13 protein-coding genes and 1 tRNA gene are annotated in these 15,437 nt (G+C 74.1%); 2 read left to right on the top strand and 12 right to left on the bottom strand.

Annotation, left to right across the window (positions count from 1 at the left end):
* Positions 1 to 59 precede the first annotated feature (59 nt).
* Positions 60 to 134 (top strand) — tRNA-Leu (locus tag AC3AQ1_RS04800).
* 92 nt (positions 135 to 226) lie between these two features.
* Here AC3AQ1_RS04800 and AC3AQ1_RS04805 read toward each other — a convergent pair.
* The 5 genes from AC3AQ1_RS04805 to AC3AQ1_RS04825 all read right to left on the bottom strand — a co-directional run bounded on the left by AC3AQ1_RS04805 (position 227) and on the right by AC3AQ1_RS04825 (position 5,044).
* Positions 227 to 1,633, bottom strand: coding sequence for an NAD(P)/FAD-dependent oxidoreductase (locus AC3AQ1_RS04805; protein WP_108718041.1), 1,407 nt, complete (start codon positions 1,631 to 1,633; stop codon positions 227 to 229).
* Between the two features lie 80 nt (positions 1,634 to 1,713).
* Complete coding sequence (locus AC3AQ1_RS04810; RefSeq protein ID WP_108718042.1) at positions 1,714 to 2,247, bottom strand: aminoacyl-tRNA deacylase; 534 nt, start codon at positions 2,245 to 2,247, stop codon at positions 1,714 to 1,716.
* Between the two features lie 56 nt (positions 2,248 to 2,303).
* A complete protein-coding gene (locus AC3AQ1_RS04815) occupies positions 2,304 to 3,599 on the bottom strand; it encodes an HAAS signaling domain-containing protein (RefSeq protein ID WP_108718043.1) in 1,296 nt (431 codons plus the stop codon).
* Between the two features lies 1 nt (position 3,600).
* Entirely contained in the window at positions 3,601 to 3,924 is a 324-nt protein-coding gene (locus tag AC3AQ1_RS04820; protein ID WP_108718044.1) for a PadR family transcriptional regulator, read from the bottom strand.
* 172 nt (positions 3,925 to 4,096) lie between these two features.
* Positions 4,097 to 5,044 (bottom strand): Ppx/GppA phosphatase family protein, encoded by a 948-nt coding sequence (locus tag AC3AQ1_RS04825; RefSeq protein WP_370445348.1) that lies wholly within the window; start codon positions 5,042 to 5,044, stop codon positions 4,097 to 4,099.
* A gap of 106 nt (positions 5,045 to 5,150) precedes the next feature.
* Between AC3AQ1_RS04825 and dinB the strand changes: the two genes are divergently transcribed.
* Positions 5,151 to 6,356, top strand: coding sequence for a DNA polymerase IV (gene dinB / locus AC3AQ1_RS04830; RefSeq protein WP_108718046.1), 1,206 nt, complete (start codon positions 5,151 to 5,153; stop codon positions 6,354 to 6,356).
* Between the two features lie 45 nt (positions 6,357 to 6,401).
* On the opposite strand, the gene AC3AQ1_RS04835 is transcribed toward dinB, so the two are convergent.
* From AC3AQ1_RS04835 to mfd, 7 genes are all read right to left on the bottom strand, one after another.
* The gene (locus tag AC3AQ1_RS04835; RefSeq protein ID WP_234417916.1) at positions 6,402 to 6,845 is read right to left on the bottom strand and encodes a DUF501 domain-containing protein; all 444 of its coding nucleotides are present in this window, start codon (positions 6,843 to 6,845) and stop codon (positions 6,402 to 6,404) included.
* A gap of 152 nt (positions 6,846 to 6,997) precedes the next feature.
* Positions 6,998 to 7,726: an FtsB family cell division protein gene (locus tag AC3AQ1_RS04840; protein ID WP_234417785.1), complete on the bottom strand. Its 729-nt coding sequence runs from the start codon at positions 7,724 to 7,726 to the stop codon at positions 6,998 to 7,000.
* Positions 7,727 to 7,938: 212 nt separating this feature from the next.
* Positions 7,939 to 9,216: a phosphopyruvate hydratase gene (gene eno, locus AC3AQ1_RS04845; protein ID WP_108718049.1), complete on the bottom strand. Its 1,278-nt coding sequence runs from the start codon at positions 9,214 to 9,216 to the stop codon at positions 7,939 to 7,941.
* A gap of 188 nt (positions 9,217 to 9,404) precedes the next feature.
* A complete protein-coding gene (locus AC3AQ1_RS04850) occupies positions 9,405 to 10,121 on the bottom strand; it encodes a MazG family protein (protein ID WP_234417787.1) in 717 nt (238 codons plus the stop codon).
* A gap of 32 nt (positions 10,122 to 10,153) precedes the next feature.
* Positions 10,154 to 10,834, bottom strand: coding sequence for a histidine phosphatase family protein (locus AC3AQ1_RS04855; RefSeq protein WP_108718050.1), 681 nt, complete (start codon positions 10,832 to 10,834; stop codon positions 10,154 to 10,156).
* Entirely contained in the window at positions 10,834 to 11,352 is a 519-nt protein-coding gene (locus AC3AQ1_RS04860) for a SurA N-terminal domain-containing protein (protein ID WP_108718051.1), read from the bottom strand. The genes AC3AQ1_RS04855 and AC3AQ1_RS04860 overlap by 1 nt, the downstream gene beginning before the upstream one ends.
* A gap of 172 nt (positions 11,353 to 11,524) precedes the next feature.
* Positions 11,525 to 15,355, bottom strand: coding sequence for a transcription-repair coupling factor (gene mfd / locus AC3AQ1_RS04865; RefSeq protein WP_234417789.1), 3,831 nt, complete (start codon positions 15,353 to 15,355; stop codon positions 11,525 to 11,527).
* Positions 15,356 to 15,437 lie beyond the last annotated feature (82 nt).

The raw sequence follows: 15,437 nt of genomic DNA on the forward strand, positions 1-15,437 counted from the left end.
GCACGCACCGCTGACATCGAGCCGCCCGGCCACCCCGGGCGCACTAGGGTCGGGAGGCCGCCCCCGTGGCCCAACTGGCAGAGGCAGCCGGCTTAAACCCGGCCCAGGTGCGAGTTCGACTCTCGTCGGGGGCACCCCGACCAGCCGACGACGGCGAAGGCCGGCTTCCCTTCGGGAGCCGGCCTTCGCCGTCGGGCGCCTCGTCCGCCTCGTGTGGCGGTGCTGCTCAGTGGGTGGCGCTCAGCTCCGGCGGCTGCGGGACGTCGTCCCGGCTGGGCGCCGGCGCCGCGGCCGCGACGAACTCGGCGCGCGGGGTCTGCACGCCGCCGAGGGCGACGGGCTCGCGGCGGAAGAGCAGCGCCGTGGTCCAGTCGAGCACGATGCGGACCTTGCGCTCGAGCGTCGGCATCGCCCACAGGTGGTAGGTGCGGTGCATGAACCAGGCGAGCGGGCCGCGAAGCTTGACGCCGAAGATCTGCGCGACGCCCTTGCCCAGGCCGAGCGAGGCCACCGTGCCGAGGTTCGCGTGCACGTACGGCGTGGTCTCCTGGCCCGCGATGTCGCGGACGATGTTGTCGCCCAGGTGCTTGGACTGGCGCACGGCGTGCTGCGCGGTCGGGGCGCAGAACGCGCCGTCGCCCTTGGCGAGGTCGGGCACGGCGGCGCAGTCGCCCGCGGCCCACGCGCCCTCGACCACGTTGCCCTCCTCGTCGACCACGCGCAGGTGCGCGTCGCAGGTGACGCGGCCCATCTTGTCCAGCGGCAGGTCGCTCTGCTGGAGCACCGGGTTCGCCTTCACGCCGGCGGTCCACACGATGGTGTCGCAGTCGTACTCCTCGCCGGTCGAGAGCACCACGTGCCCGTCGACGCAGGAGTTGAGGAACGTGGACAGCTTGAGCTCGATGCCGCGGTTGCGCAGCTGCTCGAGCGCGTAGCCGCCGAGCTCCTCGCCGAGCTCCGGCAGGATCCGCGGGGTGGCCTCGATGAGGACGAACCGCAGGTCGTCGCGGTCGATGGAGTCGAAGTCCTTGGTGGCCGAGCGGGCCATGTCCTCGATCTCGCCGAGTGCCTCGATGCCGGCGAACCCGCCGCCGACGAACGTGAACGTGAGCATCCGCTTGCGGACCTCGGGGTCCCACACCGAGGACGCCTCGTCGAGCAGGCCGAGGACCTGGTTGCGCAGCGCGAACGCCTCCTCGACCTGCTTGAAGCCCATCCCGACCTCGGCGAGGCCCGGGATCGGGAGCGTGCGCGCGACCGAGCCGAGGGACACGACAAGGTGGTCGTAGCGGACCCAGTACGCCTCGCCCACGGACGGGGTGACCTGCACGGCGCGCTTGCCGTGCTGGATCGCGGTGACTCGCCCGTTGATGACGGTGGAGCCGCGCAGCTCGCGGCGGTGGGAGGCCACGACGTGCCTCGGCTCGATCGAGCCGGCCGCCGCCTCGGGCAGGAACGGCTGGTAGGTCATGTAGGACCGGGGGTCGACGACGACGATCGCGGCGTCCTTGCGCCCCAGCTGCTTGCGCAGGCGGATCGCGGTGTAGAGGCCGACGTAGCCGCCCCCGAGGATGAGGATGCGCGGCGTCCGGCGGGCCGCGGCGCGCGCGGTGGGTGCGGTCGAGGAGGTCACCCGCCCATGCTAGGTGGCCCTACAAGTCCCCGGCCGGTCGGGACCTGTGTCCCTTGACACAGGGGTGCTTCGGGGTCGGCTCACGCCGTGGGCTGCTCCGGGTCCGTGACGTCGGCGCTGGTGGCGCCGAGCGCCGCGACGAGGGCGTCGCCGTCAAGCGTGACGCCGACGCCGTGCCCGCCGCCCCCGATCGAGATCACGCCCGTCACGCGCGCGTCGGCGACCACCGGCCACGCCCGCGTCGTGCCGAGCGGCGTGATCGTGCCGCGCTCGAACCCGGTGACGGCGAGCGCGGTCGCGGCGTCGGGCATCGACAGGCGGCTGACGCCGAGCAGTGCGCGCAGCTTGGGCCAGCTGATCGTCCGGTTGCCCGGCACGAGGACGAGCAGGTAGTCGTCACCGCCGCGGCGCACGACCATCGTCTTGATCAGCCGGTCCGGCGTGACGCCGCGCGCGGCCGCCGCCTCGGCGAGCGAGGACACCCGGCCGTGCCGCGTCACGCTCGCCTCGAGCCCGAGGCTGGTGAGCGCGTCGCGGACGCGGCGTTCGCCGTCGGGCAGGTGGGCGGGCGTGCCGGACGGGTCTTCGGTCGGTGAGGCGGCGTGGTCAGTCATGCGGCCAGGGTAGGTCGCGTGCCCGACGGCGCAGCCTCCTCCCACCTCGCCCTCGCTTACGGCGTGGGTTCCGGGTTCGAGGCCGGGGCGTCCGACGGCGCAGCCTCCTCCGGCGTGGCGCTCGCCTCAGCGCTCGGGTCGGCGCTCGAGTCGGCCTCGGCCGTCGGGTCGGCTGAAGGAGTCGGGTCGACCGAGGGCGTGGTGGCGTCGTTCGACGACGGGACCACGAGCACGGGCAGCGAAGGGACCGGCCACTGCGGCGCTGCCAGCGTCACGTCCGGGTCGAGCACCGGAACCCCGTAGTCGTTCATGCTCACCCCGACTGGCTGACCGTTCTCGTCCACCGGCAGGAAAGCCAGGGGGTAGGCGTTGAGTGCGAGGTCCGGGTCTAGCAGGGCCACTGGGACGGAGCCGCCCCACCAGATCGCGTCCGGCGGAGTCTGCGCCCAGCTCGAGCCGTCCCACCCGTTCGAGAGGATGATCTCGCGCCCGTTCTGGTCCAGAATCCGGACTCCGGGCAGCGGTTGCCCATCGGGCCCGTACGCAAAGATGTTCGTCGCTGCCAACCCGTCAATGTAGACGCCGTTGTCCCGCGACCTCACACCGGCGTCGTAGGCGTTCTGGAGGTTCGCCTCGTGGTCGGTGCCGACCACGCTCAGCACGTTGCAGAGGGCCGCGAACGCGAGCACGCCGCCGACCCAGGAGGCCAGCACGCCCAGGCGGCGCCCCCACCGTCCCTGCCAGATCCGTCCGCGCCCGAGCTGGACCGACGCGGCGACCAGGATCAGCAGCACCGCCCAGTCCAGGACGTTGTCCGGCACCCACGTGGAGGTCCGCCCGGGCAGGGCTCGGTTCGCCAGCCACATCCCGACGACCGCCCACCCCCAGCCGCGCGCCACCCACCACACCGGCCGGAGCGTGCGGAGCATCTCGACCCCCTCGCGCAGCCACGCGTGCTTGGCCACCAGGCCGTCCACGCGGCCGCGCACCCCCGCGGAGGTGAGGGCGAAGGCGTCACGGAACGGACGCCGTCGGGCCTCCTGGCGGGCGAGCGGGAGCTCGACCCCGGCGGCCGCCGCGAGCTCCGCCGCGTAGTCCGACGGCGGGCCGAACCTCGCGAGGACGGCCTCCCCGTCGATGCTCTCCAGTACCGCGGCGGGCGACTCGACCGACTCCCCCGGCCCGGCTCCCTCGAGCGCGACAGCGTCGAGCACGGCCTCGGACAGGTCCGCCTCGAGCCCGTCGGTCAGCTCGTCGACGACGTCGGGGTCGAGCCCGTCCAGCGCCGCGCGGACACGAGCTGCGTAGTACGCGACGGACTCCGAGCGCACCAGGATCGACTTTTCGGACATCTCAGGCCTCCACGTCGAGGAGATCGGACAGGGTCGAGGAGAACTCGTGCCACTGCTTGGTCTGGTGCGCGAGCGCGGTCCGGCCCTGGGACGTCACGCCGTAGTACTTGCGGTGCGGGCCCTCCTCGGACGGGACCACGTAGCTCGTCAGCGACCCGCCCGCGTAGAGCCGGCGCAGCGTGCCGTAGACGGAGGCGTCGCCGACGTCCTCGAGGCCGGCCGCGCGCAGCTTGCGCACGACGTCGTACCCGTAGGAGTCCTCCTGCTGGACGACGGCGAGCACCGCCACGTCCAGCACCCCCTTGAGCAGCTGGGTGGTGTCCATCGGCCTCGCTCCTCCCGTGTCCGCGCCGCGCCCCGCCTGCGGCGGTGTCGTGAGCCACACGGTAGCGCGGATGCCGTAGTAGTGCGCGCAGAAGAGGTCGTGTCGCGACGGGCGTGTCGCCGGGGCGCGACGGCGAGCGGAACGACTCAGGAAGACGACTCAGGCAGACGACTCAGTGGCGGGCAGCCAGACCGAGCGCGATGCCGTCGAGGATGTCGCGCTCGCTCGTCACGACGACGTCGAGCGAGCGCCCCTCCCCCGCGACCTCCGCGGTCACGCGCGTCACGATCTCGCGCCACAGCAGGGCGCCGGCGCCGATGACGTCGATCCGCCCGGGGTGCAGGAACGGCATGGCCGCGCGCTCGGCCTGCGTCGCGCGGAGCAGGGCGTCGCACGCGGCGAGCACGTCCGCCGTCGCGAGCGCCGCGCCGTCGATGCGGTCGCGGTCGTAGGCCGGCAGGTCGAGGGCGCGTGCCGTGACCGTCGTGATCGTGCCCGCGACGCCGACGAGGGTCGCCGTCCGCCCGAGCGGCACCGCCGCGGCGGCGCGGTCGATCGCGGACCGGGCGTCCGCCGTCGCCGCCTCGATCTCGGCCTGGGTGGGCGGGTCGGAGTGCAGGTGCCGCTCGTGCAGGCGCACCGAGCCGACGTCGAGCGAGATCGCGGCCTCCGGCGCGCTCTCCCCCAGCACGAGCTCGGTCGAGCCGCCGCCGAGGTCGACGACGAGGTAGGGGCCGGGATGCCCGGTCGCGACGCCGCTCGCGACGCCCGCGAACGAGAGCGCCGCCTCCTCCTGCCCCGTGACGACCTCCGGCGTGACGCCGAGCGCGTCCCGCACGCCGGCGACGAAGTCCTCGCGGTTGCGGGCGTCGCGGGTCGCGGAGGTCGCGACGAACCGCACGCGTCCGGCGCCGTGCTCCGTCACGAGGTCGGCGAACTCGCGCGCCGCGTCGATCGTGCGGGCGAGCGCGTCCGGTGCCAGCTCGCCGGTGCGGTCGACGCCCTGGCCCAACCGGGTCACGGTGCCGGTGCGCACGACGTCACGCACCGCCCGCTCGCCCGGCTCGACGTCCGCCACCAGGAGGCGGATCGTGTTGGTCCCGCAGTCGATCGCAGCCACTCTCACGCCGGTCACCCTAACCCGGGGCGGTGACACCCGGGGTCGCCGGCCGTCACCCACGCACCCGTCCGCCGGCGATGTCGTACCCCTGTGCGACGCTCGCGCCATGACCGGGTCGGGTGAGCGACGAGCGGCGATCCTGCACGCCGACCTGGACTCCTTCTACGCCTCGGTGGAGCAGCGGGACGATCCGCGCCTGCGCGGGCGGCCGATCGCCGTCGGCGGCGGGGTGGTGCTCGCGGCGAGCTACGAGGCCAAGCGGTTCGGGGTGCGCACGGCGATGTCCGGCCGCCAGGCCCGGGCGCTGTGCCCGCAGCTGATCGAGGTGCGGCCGCACTTCGAGGCGTACTCCGAGGCCTCGCGCGCGGTGTTCGACATCTTCCGGCGCACCACGCCGCTCGTGCAGGGCGTCTCGATCGACGAGGCGTTCCTCGACGTCGCGGGGCTGCACCGGATCGACGTGCCGCCGATCGACATCGGCGCGCGCGTGCGGCGCCTGGTCCGGGAGGAGGTCGGGCTGCCGATCACGGTCGGGGTAGCGCGGACGCCGTTCCTCGCGAAGGTCGCCAGCCGGGTCGCCAAGCCGGACGGCCTCCTCCTCGTGGAGCCCGACGGCGAGGCCGCCTTCCTGCACCCGCTCGGCGTCGAGCAGCTCTGGGGCGTGGGCGCCAAGACCACGGAGCGGCTGCACTCCTTCGGGCTGCGCACGGCGGGCGACGTCGCCGTCCTCGACCGCTCGATCCTCGTCGGCATCCTGGGGCCGGCGGCCGGGCGGCACCTGTTCGCCGTCGTGCACGGCCTCACGCCGGAGTCGGTGGTGGTGGGCAGACGGCGCGGGTCGGTCGGCGCGCAGCGGGCCATCGGGCGGGGGCCGCACTCGCCTGCCGAGGTCGAGGCGGCGCTGCTCGGGCTCGTCGACCGGGTCTGCCGTCGGCTGCGCGCAGGCAACCGGATCGCCGCGACCGTCGAGCTGCGCCTGCGGTTCGACGACTACACGAAGGCGACGCGGTCGCGCACGCTGCCACACCCGACGTGCTCGACCGACCGCACCGCGGCCGCGGCCGTCGCGCTGCTCGAGGCGGCGCGGCCGATGATCCGCGAGCGCGGGATCACGCTCGTGGGGGTCGCGGTCAGCGGGCTCGCCGCGGACACGGCGTACCAGCCCGAGCTGTCGCTGGTCCCCGACACCACGCTGCTTGACGTCGCGCTCGACGGGATGCGCGAGCGGTTCGGCTCGAGCGCCGTGGTGCGCGGCTCGCTCGTGCGCCGAGGGGAGGGGATCGCGGTGCCGCTGCTGCCGGACGACCCGTAGCGGGAGGGGGTGCTCACGGGGAACGGGGCGCGGCAGGCGGCTTCGTCAGCAGGTGCAGCGCGTCGGCGTCCACACGTCGGCGATGAGGTCGAGCGCCTCGTCGCCGAACGGGTTGACGCCCCGGCCACGCGCGAGCGCGTGACCGACGAGCACGTGCAGGCACTTCACGCGGCCCGGCATCCCGCCGGCGGAGATCCCCGCGATCTCGGGCACGTCGCCGAGCTCGCCGCGCGCCACGAGGTAGTCCTCGTGCGCGCATTGGTAGCGGGCCGCGAGCGCGGGGTCCTCGGCGAGGCGGGCGGTCATCTGCGTCATGAGACCGGAGGCCTCGAGCGTCGAGACCGCGGCGACGGCGCCGGGGTGGGTGAGGTAGTACGTCGTCGGGAAGGGGGTCCCGTTCGGGAGCCGCGGTGCGGTGCGCACCACCGTCGGCCGTCCGCACACGCAGCGCGCCGCGATCGCGACGACGCCGCGGGGCTCGCGGCCCAGCTGCTCGGCGACGACCGCGAGGTCGGCCGGGTCGACGGGCGGGAGCGTGGAGGCCTGCGTGCCCGTCGCAGCGCCGTCGGAGTCGGCTCGCCCTGCGTCGGCCTCGACGTCCGCCGGGCGCGCGTCGGTACCCGGGAGGTCGCGGTGCGCGCTCACGGGGTCGCCGCGCCGTCGGCGGGCGACGCGGCACCGTCGGCCGCCGTCGCGTCGTCAGTCGCGGTGGCTGGGTCGTCTGCGCCATCCAAGCCGGCGCCGGCGGCGGCCTGCTCGGCGGCGCCGGCCACCTCGACCGAGCTCCACACGGAGACGTACCAGGGATCGGCAACCGAGGCGGTGAAAGCGCCGCGGTCGTCGGTCGGCGCAGGACCGTCGCCGGTGACCGTCTCCGGGTCGATCACCCGGTACACCCGCTCGCCCGGGAGCACGTAGCCGAAGCGCTCACGCGCCTGGGACTTCACGTACTCGGGGTCCTCCCAGCGGTCGAGCTCGTGCTGCAGCTCCTCGACCTGCGCTTGCGAGTCGGCGATCTGGGCGTTGATGTCGCGCAGCTGCTCCTGCTGGGCGACGTAGGCGCGCAGCGTCGGGGCGAGCACGATGAACGCGACGAGCAGCACCAGGCCGAGGCCGACCGTGCGCATCGTGAGGCCGCGTGGCTCGCGGGGTGCGCCGTCGCGTCCCGAGCCGCCGCCGCCGGAGCGGGCGTCACCGCCGGAGCGGGCGCCACCGTCGCGCGCGCCGGACGAGGAGCCGCCCGAGGTGTCCTTGGATCGGCCGGTGCCCGACGGGGTCCGCGAGGGCGTCGCGCGGGGCGCGCTGCCGGCTCGACCGCCAGGGCGGGACGCCTGCCGCGCACGGCCGGGCGACGCGGTCGTCCCTGCCATACGCACCCCCACCGGTCGGACACTCACCGACTCATGGTGCCTCACGCCGTCGGCGATACCGGCAAGGGCGCCCGGCGTGCCCGCACATGCGCCTGCGTGACACCCATGACGCGGCGCGGCCCCGACCCCCACGAAGGGGCCGGGGCCGCGAACGTCGAGCAGGGCAGCCGGCCGGCAGCCGAGGCAGCCGAAGCCGCCCGCAGAGCTGAGGCTCAGCCCAGGCGCTTGAACGCCGAGCGCCCGGCGTAGACCGCCGCGTCGCCCAGCAGGTCCTCGATGCGCAGGAGCTGGTTGTACTTGTTGATGCGCTCACCGCGGGCGGGCGCACCGGTCTTGATCTGACCGGAGTTCACGGCCACCGACAGGTCGGCGATCGTGGTGTCCTCGGTCTCGCCGGAGCGGTGCGAGACCATCGCGGTGAAGCCGGCGCGCTGCGCCAGGGACACGGCGTCCAGCGTCTCGGTGAGCGTGCCGATCTGGTTGACCTTCACCAGCAGCGACGTCGCGGACTTCTCCTTGATGCCGCGCGCGAGCCGCTCGGGGTTGGTGACGAAGAGGTCGTCACCGACGATCTGCACCTTGTCGTCGACCTGCGTGACGAGCTCGGCCCACGAGCTCCACTCGTCCTCGCTCAGCGGGTCCTCGATGGAGACCAGCGGGTAGTCGGCCACGAGCTGCTTGTAGTAGGTGATCATCTCCTCGGGCGTCTTGGTGCCGCCCTCGAAGGAGTACGCGCCGTCCTTGAAGAACTCGGTCGAGGCGACGTCGAGCGCGAGCCCGAGGTCCTCGCCCGGCTTGAAGCCGGCCTTCTCGATCGCGTCGAGGATGAGGTCGAGCGCCTCGCGGTTGGAGGCGAGGTTGGGAGCGAAGCCGCCCTCGTCGCCGAGGCCCGTGGCCAGGCCCCGGGACTTCAGCACGGACTTGAGGGAGTGGTACACCTCGGCGCCCCAGCGCAGGGCCTCCTTGAACGTGGGCGCGCCGATGGGCGCGACCATGAACTCCTGGATGTCCACGTTGGAGTCGGCGTGCGAGCCGCCGTTGAGGATGTTCATCATCGGGACGGGCAGCACGTGCGCGTTCGGCCCACCGATGTACTGGAACAGCGGCAGGCCGGCGCTCTCGGCGGCGGCGCGCGCGGCGGCGAGGGAGACGCCGAGGATGGCGTTCGCGCCGAGCTTGCCCTTGTTGGGGGTGCCGTCCAGGTCGATCATCGTCTGGTCGATGTCGCGCTGGTCGGCGGCGTCGAACCCGAGGACCTCGGGCGCGAGCACGTCGCGCACGGCCTCGACGGCGTCCTGCACGCCCTTGCCGAGGTAGCGACCCTTGTCGCCGTCGCGGCGCTCGACGGCCTCGAACGCACCGGTCGACGCTCCGGACGGGACGCCGGCGCGGCCGACGGTGCCGTCGTCGAGCCCGACCTCGACCTCGATGGTGGGGTTGCCTCGCGAGTCAAGGATCTCGCGGGCGAGAACGGCCTCGATCGTGGCCATGAAAGCTCCGTTCGGTAGTGCCAACGGGGGCCGGAAGACACGCCGTCCTTCGGCCCGGAGCAAGCCCGGATGTCGGGCCTACTGCCCGGAACGAGCCTAGAGGATGGGCCGTGGGCCGCAGGAGGGACGTTCGGTCCCCGAACACACGCGACGACGTGCACCGGTCCCGACGGCGAGCGCACCCGTTCTCAGCGAGCGTTCGCCTCGGCGTCGTGCACCTGGGCGACGACGCCGCGCACCTGCGCGCGCAGCGCCGCCTCCGCATCGACGCCGGCCGCGGCGGCCCGCGCCACGACGGCGAGCAGCTCCGCGCCGATCTCGCTCCCAGCGTTGTCGGGGTCGTCGGGGTCGTCGGCGAACACCGGCCCGACGGCGATCCCCGCCTTTCGCGCCCGGCCCAGCACCTTCTGGGCGCGCATCAGCGCGGGCAGCGTCGCGGGCACGCCGTCGAGCACCGAGGCTGGAGCCCCGGCACCAGCGCCGCCGTCACCGCGTTCGCCGCCGCCGCTGCGGTCGGCGCGCTCGGCCGCCTTGATCGCGTCCCACTGCCGGTTGACGCCGTCGGCGTCGGTCACGGACGGCCCGTCCGGCCCGACGGCGAACACGTGCGGGTGCCGGCGGCGCAGCTTGGCCGCGAGGACCGAGGCGACGTCCGCGAGGTCGAACGCCTCGCCGTCGGGCGCCTCCTGCGCGACGCGCGCGTGGAAGAGGACCTGCAGGAGGAGGTCGCCGAGCTCCTCCCGCAGCGCGGGCAGGTCGCCGGCCTCGGCGGCCTCGGCCACCTCGTGCGCCTCCTCGACCGCGTACGGGGCGAGGGAGGCGTGGGTCTGCTCGGCGTCCCACGGGCATCCGCCCGGGGAGCGCAGCCGGTCCATCACGGCGACCACGTCCAGGAGAGCGGACACCAGCCGCTCGTCGTCGCCCCCGCGAGCGTCCGTCACGCCGGGAACACGACCGACGGCGGCACGTTCCAGTGCACGAGGGAGCGCACGCCGCGGTCGTAGCCGAACACCGACCGCGCCGCGGTGCCCATGGCGAGGCGCTCCGCGACCTCGGGGTGCAAGTCGAGCCACGCGCACGCGAGGATCCGCAGGAGGTGGCCGTGCGCCACGATCAGCACGTCCTTGCCCTCCTTGAGCGTCGGCTCGACCCGCGCGATGACGCGCGCGGCGCGCGCCGCGACCTCCTCCACCAGCTCACCCTTCCCAGGGGAGGGGTTGCGCAGGCGGTCGGGCACGTCGTCGGTGCCGGAGATCGACAGGGTCTGTCGCACGCCGTCGGGCAGCACGGACCAGGCGTAGCCGAGCTCGTCTCGCACCTGCTGGCGGGTCAGTCCCTCCACGGGTCCGTAGTCCCACTCGGCGAGGTCGGGGACGATCTCGTAGTCGGGGAACCCGGCGAGCTCGGCGGTGCGGCGCGCGCGGCCGAGCGGGGAGACGAGGACGAGGCCGAACTCCTGGCCCGCGAGCGACTTCCCCGCCGTGGTCGCCTGCTCCTCGCCGGCCGCCGTGAGCGGCAGGTCGGTGCGACCGGTGTGCCGGCCGGCCTTGCTCCACTCGGTCTCACCGTGCCGCACGGCGACGAGCGTGCCCCGCGGACCGTCCTGCGGCGCGGGCATCAGCCTGCGCTCGTGGAGTCGGAGGCGCCGAGGATCCACGGCCACGTGGTGGCCGTCACGCCGCTGGAGTCCCAGGTCCCGAAGCGCGGGTTGACCGTGACGTCGAGGTCCGCGACGCGGGTCTGGACCTCCTCGCTGGCGTCGGTGTCCAGCTGGTTCGTCGCCACCGCCATCTGCGCGATCTCCACGAGCTCGTCGGAGTACTCCCACGGGCCGGCGCCGATCTGCGCGGCCGCGTCGTCGAGCAGGTCGATGCCCTGCTGGCGCGAGACCCCCATCCCGGCGTCGGCAGCAACGTCCAGCACGGTCGGCGCGATGATGAGCGACTGCACCGCCTGCCGCGGGGTGGCCGTGTCGCTGCCGTTGATGATCGCCAGGTCGGACAGCAGGGACGCGACCTGGCCGTCCGTGATGCGGGTGCCGTCGACGGTCGCGGCGGTGCCGGGGCGACCTGAGCAGCCGGCCAGCAGCAGTGCGGCGGCGAGCGGGACGACGGCGACGGCGTGGCGTGCGCGCACGGAGACCTCCGGTGGTGGCTGGGGTCGGCAGCGGGTGGCGCTGCGGTCCGCCCCGATCGTAGTCCGCCGGCGAGGCGCCGCCGAGGCCATGTCCGACGACGGCGCCCCTCCCGTCGCGAGCGCCGGCGGACCCCCGCCCGCCTCCGCGCGGGCGAGGCTCGCCGTCGGGCGGTCAGGACGCTCCGACCGACGCCGCGGCGGCCGCCACGCTCCCCCCGACCACGCCGCGAAGGACGCCGAGCACCCAGTCGAGGAGCTCGCCGTCGCGCACCATCTCCCCGCCCACGCGCGCCGTCGTGGGCGCGGGCACGAGGATCGTGCGGACCGCACCCTTGATGATCGAGCGCGGGTAGAGCCGCTTGAGCCGCACGGTCATGGAGTCGGTGAGGTCGACGGGCGCGAACCGGATGAACTGCCCCTGGATCGTGACGGCGGTGACGCCCACCTCGCGCGCCACCGTGCGCAGGTTCGCGACGGCGAACAGCAGCTCCACGCTGCGCGGCACCGGACCGTAGCGGTCGGTGAGCTCCTCGCGGACCGCAGCGACGTCGTCGGGCCCCGCCGCCGAGGCGATCTTCGTGTAGGCCTCGAGCCGCAGCCGCTCGTGCGGCACGTAGTCGTGCGGGATATGCGCGTCGATCGGGAGCTCGATCGTGACGTCGGCGAGCTCGGCGACCTCCTCGCCGCGGTAGCGCTGCACGGCCTCGGACACCATCCGCACGTACAGGTCGAACCCGACGCCGGCGATGTGCCCGGACTGCTCCCCGCCGAGCAGGTTGCCCGCGCCGCGGATCTCCAGATCCTTGAGCGCCACCTGCATGCCGGCGCCGAGATCGGTGTTCGCCGCGATGGTGGCGAGTCGGTCGTGCGCCGTCTCGGTGAGCGGCTTCTCCGGCGGGTAGAGGAAGTAGGCGTACGCCCGCTCCCGGCCGCGCCCCACGCGCCCGCGCAGCTGGTGCAGCTGCGAGAGCCCGAGCACGTCGGCGCGGTCGAGGATGAGGGTGTTGGCGTTGGAGATGTCCAGCCCGGTCTCCACGATCGTGGTGCACACGAGCACGTCGGACCGCTTCTCCCAGAAGTCCACGATGACCCGCTCGAGCTGGTGCTCGTTCATCTTCCCGTGCGCGACGGCGATGCGCGCCTCGGGCACGAGCTCGGCCAGCCGCGAGGCGGTCCGCTCGATCGACTCGACGCGGTTGTGCACGAAGAAGACCTGACCGTCGCGCAGCAGCTCGCGCCGGATCGCGGCGGTGATCTGCTTCTCCTCGTACGGCCCCACGAACGTGAGCACCGGGTGGCGCTCCTCGGGCGGGGTCGCGAGCGTGGACATCTCGCGGATGCCGGTGACGGCCATCTCCAGCGTGCGCGGGATCGGCGTCGCGCTCATCGCGAGCACGTCCACGTTGGTGCGCAGCTGCGTGAGCGTCTCCTTGTGCTCGACGCCGAAGCGCTGCTCCTCGTCGATGATGACGAGCCCGAGGTCCTTGAACCGCACCTCGCCGGTGATGAGCCGGTGCGTGCCGATCACCACGTCGACGGTCCCGTCCGCGACCCCCTCACGGACCAACCTCGCCTCGGCGTCGGTCTGGAAGCGCGAGAGCCCCGCGACGTTGACCGGGAAGCCCGCGTACCGCTCGGCGAACGTCTGCAGGTGCTGCTGCACGAGCAGCGTGGTCGGCACGAGCACGGCGACCTGCTTGCCGTCCTGGACGGCCTTGAAGGCCGCCCGCACCGCCACCTCGGTCTTGCCGTAGCCGACGTCGCCGCAGATCAGGCGGTCCATGGGGACGGTCTTCTCCATGTCGCGCTTGACGTCGTCGATGGTCACGAGCTGGTCGGGGGTCTCGACGTAGGCGAACGCGTCCTCGAGCTCGCGCTGCCAGGGGGTGTCGGGCCCGAAGGCGTGCCCCTGGGTGGCCATCCGCGCGGCGTAGAGCCGGACCAGCTCGCCCGCGATCTCCTTGACCGCCTTGCGGGCGCGCGCCTTGGTGTTCTGCCAGTCGCTGCCGCCCATCTTGGACAGCGACGGCGACTCCCCGCCCGTGTACTTCGTCACCTGGTCCAGGGCGTCGGTGGGCACGTACAGCCGGTCGCCCGGCTGGCCGCGCTTGCTGCTGGCGTACTCGATGACGAGGTACTCGCGCGTGGTGGCGGTGCCGCTCGCGCCCGGCCCGCCGCCCACGCTGCGCTGCACGAGCTCGATGAACCGCCCGACGCCGTGCTGCTCGTGCACCACGTAGTCGCCGGCGCGCAGCGCGAGCGGGTCCACCACGTTGCGGCGGCGCGGCGCGAGCTGGCGCATGTCCTTGGTCGAAGCGCCCGCGCGCCCCGTGAGGTCCGCCTCGGTGAAGATCGCGAACCTGAGGGCCGGCAGCACGTAGCCGCGGCCGAACTGCGCCGTGGTGACGTGGACGAGCCCGGGCTCGGGCACCTCCTCGAGATCGGCGACGAGGCGGGCCGGCACGTCGGCGCCCTTGAGCTGCTCGACGAGCCGCCGCGCGGGACCCGCGCCCTCGGTGACGAGCACGAGCCGCCAGCCGTCGTGCGTGAGCTGCTGGAGGTCCGTGATGGCGCGCGCGAGGTCGCCGCGGTACCCCTCGACGTCGCGCGCCCCGAGCCGCAACGTGGTGACGGGACCGGAGAAGGCGTCCTCGCCGTCGTCGGCGGGCTCGTCCGGGAGCAGGTCGGTGAGCGCTGCGAGTTCTTCGTCACCGCCGAACGGCGTGAGGGTCCACCAGCCGAGGCCGCGGCGCGCGGCGACGTCTCGTGCTTCCTCGAGGGTGACGAAGCTCGCGGCGGACAGGTCCAGCGGCACCGAGCCGCCCGCGGCCGCGGACGTCCACGCCGCGGCGAGGAACTCGCTCGTGGTCGCGACGAGGTCGTGCGCGCGGCGGCGGATGCGCTCGGGGTCGACGAGGATGAGCCGCGCGTCGGGGTCGACGAGCCGAAGGACCTGGTCCATGTCGTCGACGAGGGCGGGGATGAGGGACTCCATGCCCTCCACCGCGATGCCCTCGGCCATCTTCTCGAGCATGTCGGTCGCCCCGGGCAGCGCGTCGCGCAGCGCCAGCGCCCGCCGGCGCACGTCCGGCGTGAGCAGCAGCTCGCGGCACGGCGGGGCCCACAGGCCCTCGGGCGCGATCTCGAGCGAACGCTGGTCGGCGACGGCGAACCAGCGGATCTCCTCGATCTCGTCGCCCCAGAAGTCCAGCCGCAGGGGGTGGTCCTCGGTGGGCGGGAAGACGTCGAGGATGCCGCCGCGGACGGCGAAGTCACCGCGTTTCTCCACCATGTCCACGCGCGTGTACGCAGCCGCGACGAGCTGCTCGACGAGCGTCTCGATGCTGTGGGTCTCCCCCGCGCGAGCGCTGACGGGCTCGAGGTCGCCGAGCCCGCGCGTCACCGGCTGCAGCAGCGCCCGGGCGGGCACCACCAGGACCCGGATCGGGCCGGCCTGGGCGCGCGCGTCGTGCGCGTGCCCGACGGCGTCGCTCGCCGTGGGCGTCGCGCTCGTCTTCGCGCGGCTCGCCTTCGTCGGGCCGGCGTCCGTCTTCGCTGCCGGGTCTTGAGTGGCGCTTGTGGCGGCTACTTGACCGTCGGTGTGACGGTCGGTCTCGGGGTGCGCGAGCCGGCGGAACACCGCGAGCCGGCGGGCGACGGTGTCGGCGCGCGGGCTGAGTCGCTCGTGCGGGAGCGTCTCCCACGCGGGCAGGACGGCGACGTCGTCGGCCGGGACGAAGGCGCGCAGCGCTGCGGCGAGCTCGTCGGCGTCGCGCGTGGTCGCGGTGACGACGACGAGCTGGCGGGCCTTGGCGCCTGATCCGCCGCCCGCGCCGGGCTCGTCGGACCCACCGCAGGCCGCCAGCGCCAGCTCGGCGAGGACGCTCGCCCGGGCGCCTGCGGGCGCGACCAGCTCGAGCCGTCCGCCGGCGGGCAGCGCGGCGACGGCGGCGGGCACGGCCGCGTCCTCGGCGAGGAGGGGCAGGATGCCGGTGAGCTTCATGGGGATCCGTTCGACGGCGGGTGGAGCAGGCGCTACAGGCGTACCGCGCGGAGGCCGCCGGGACCCCGTGCGGGCAGCACGA

The organism is Miniimonas sp. S16 (assembly GCF_057748195.1).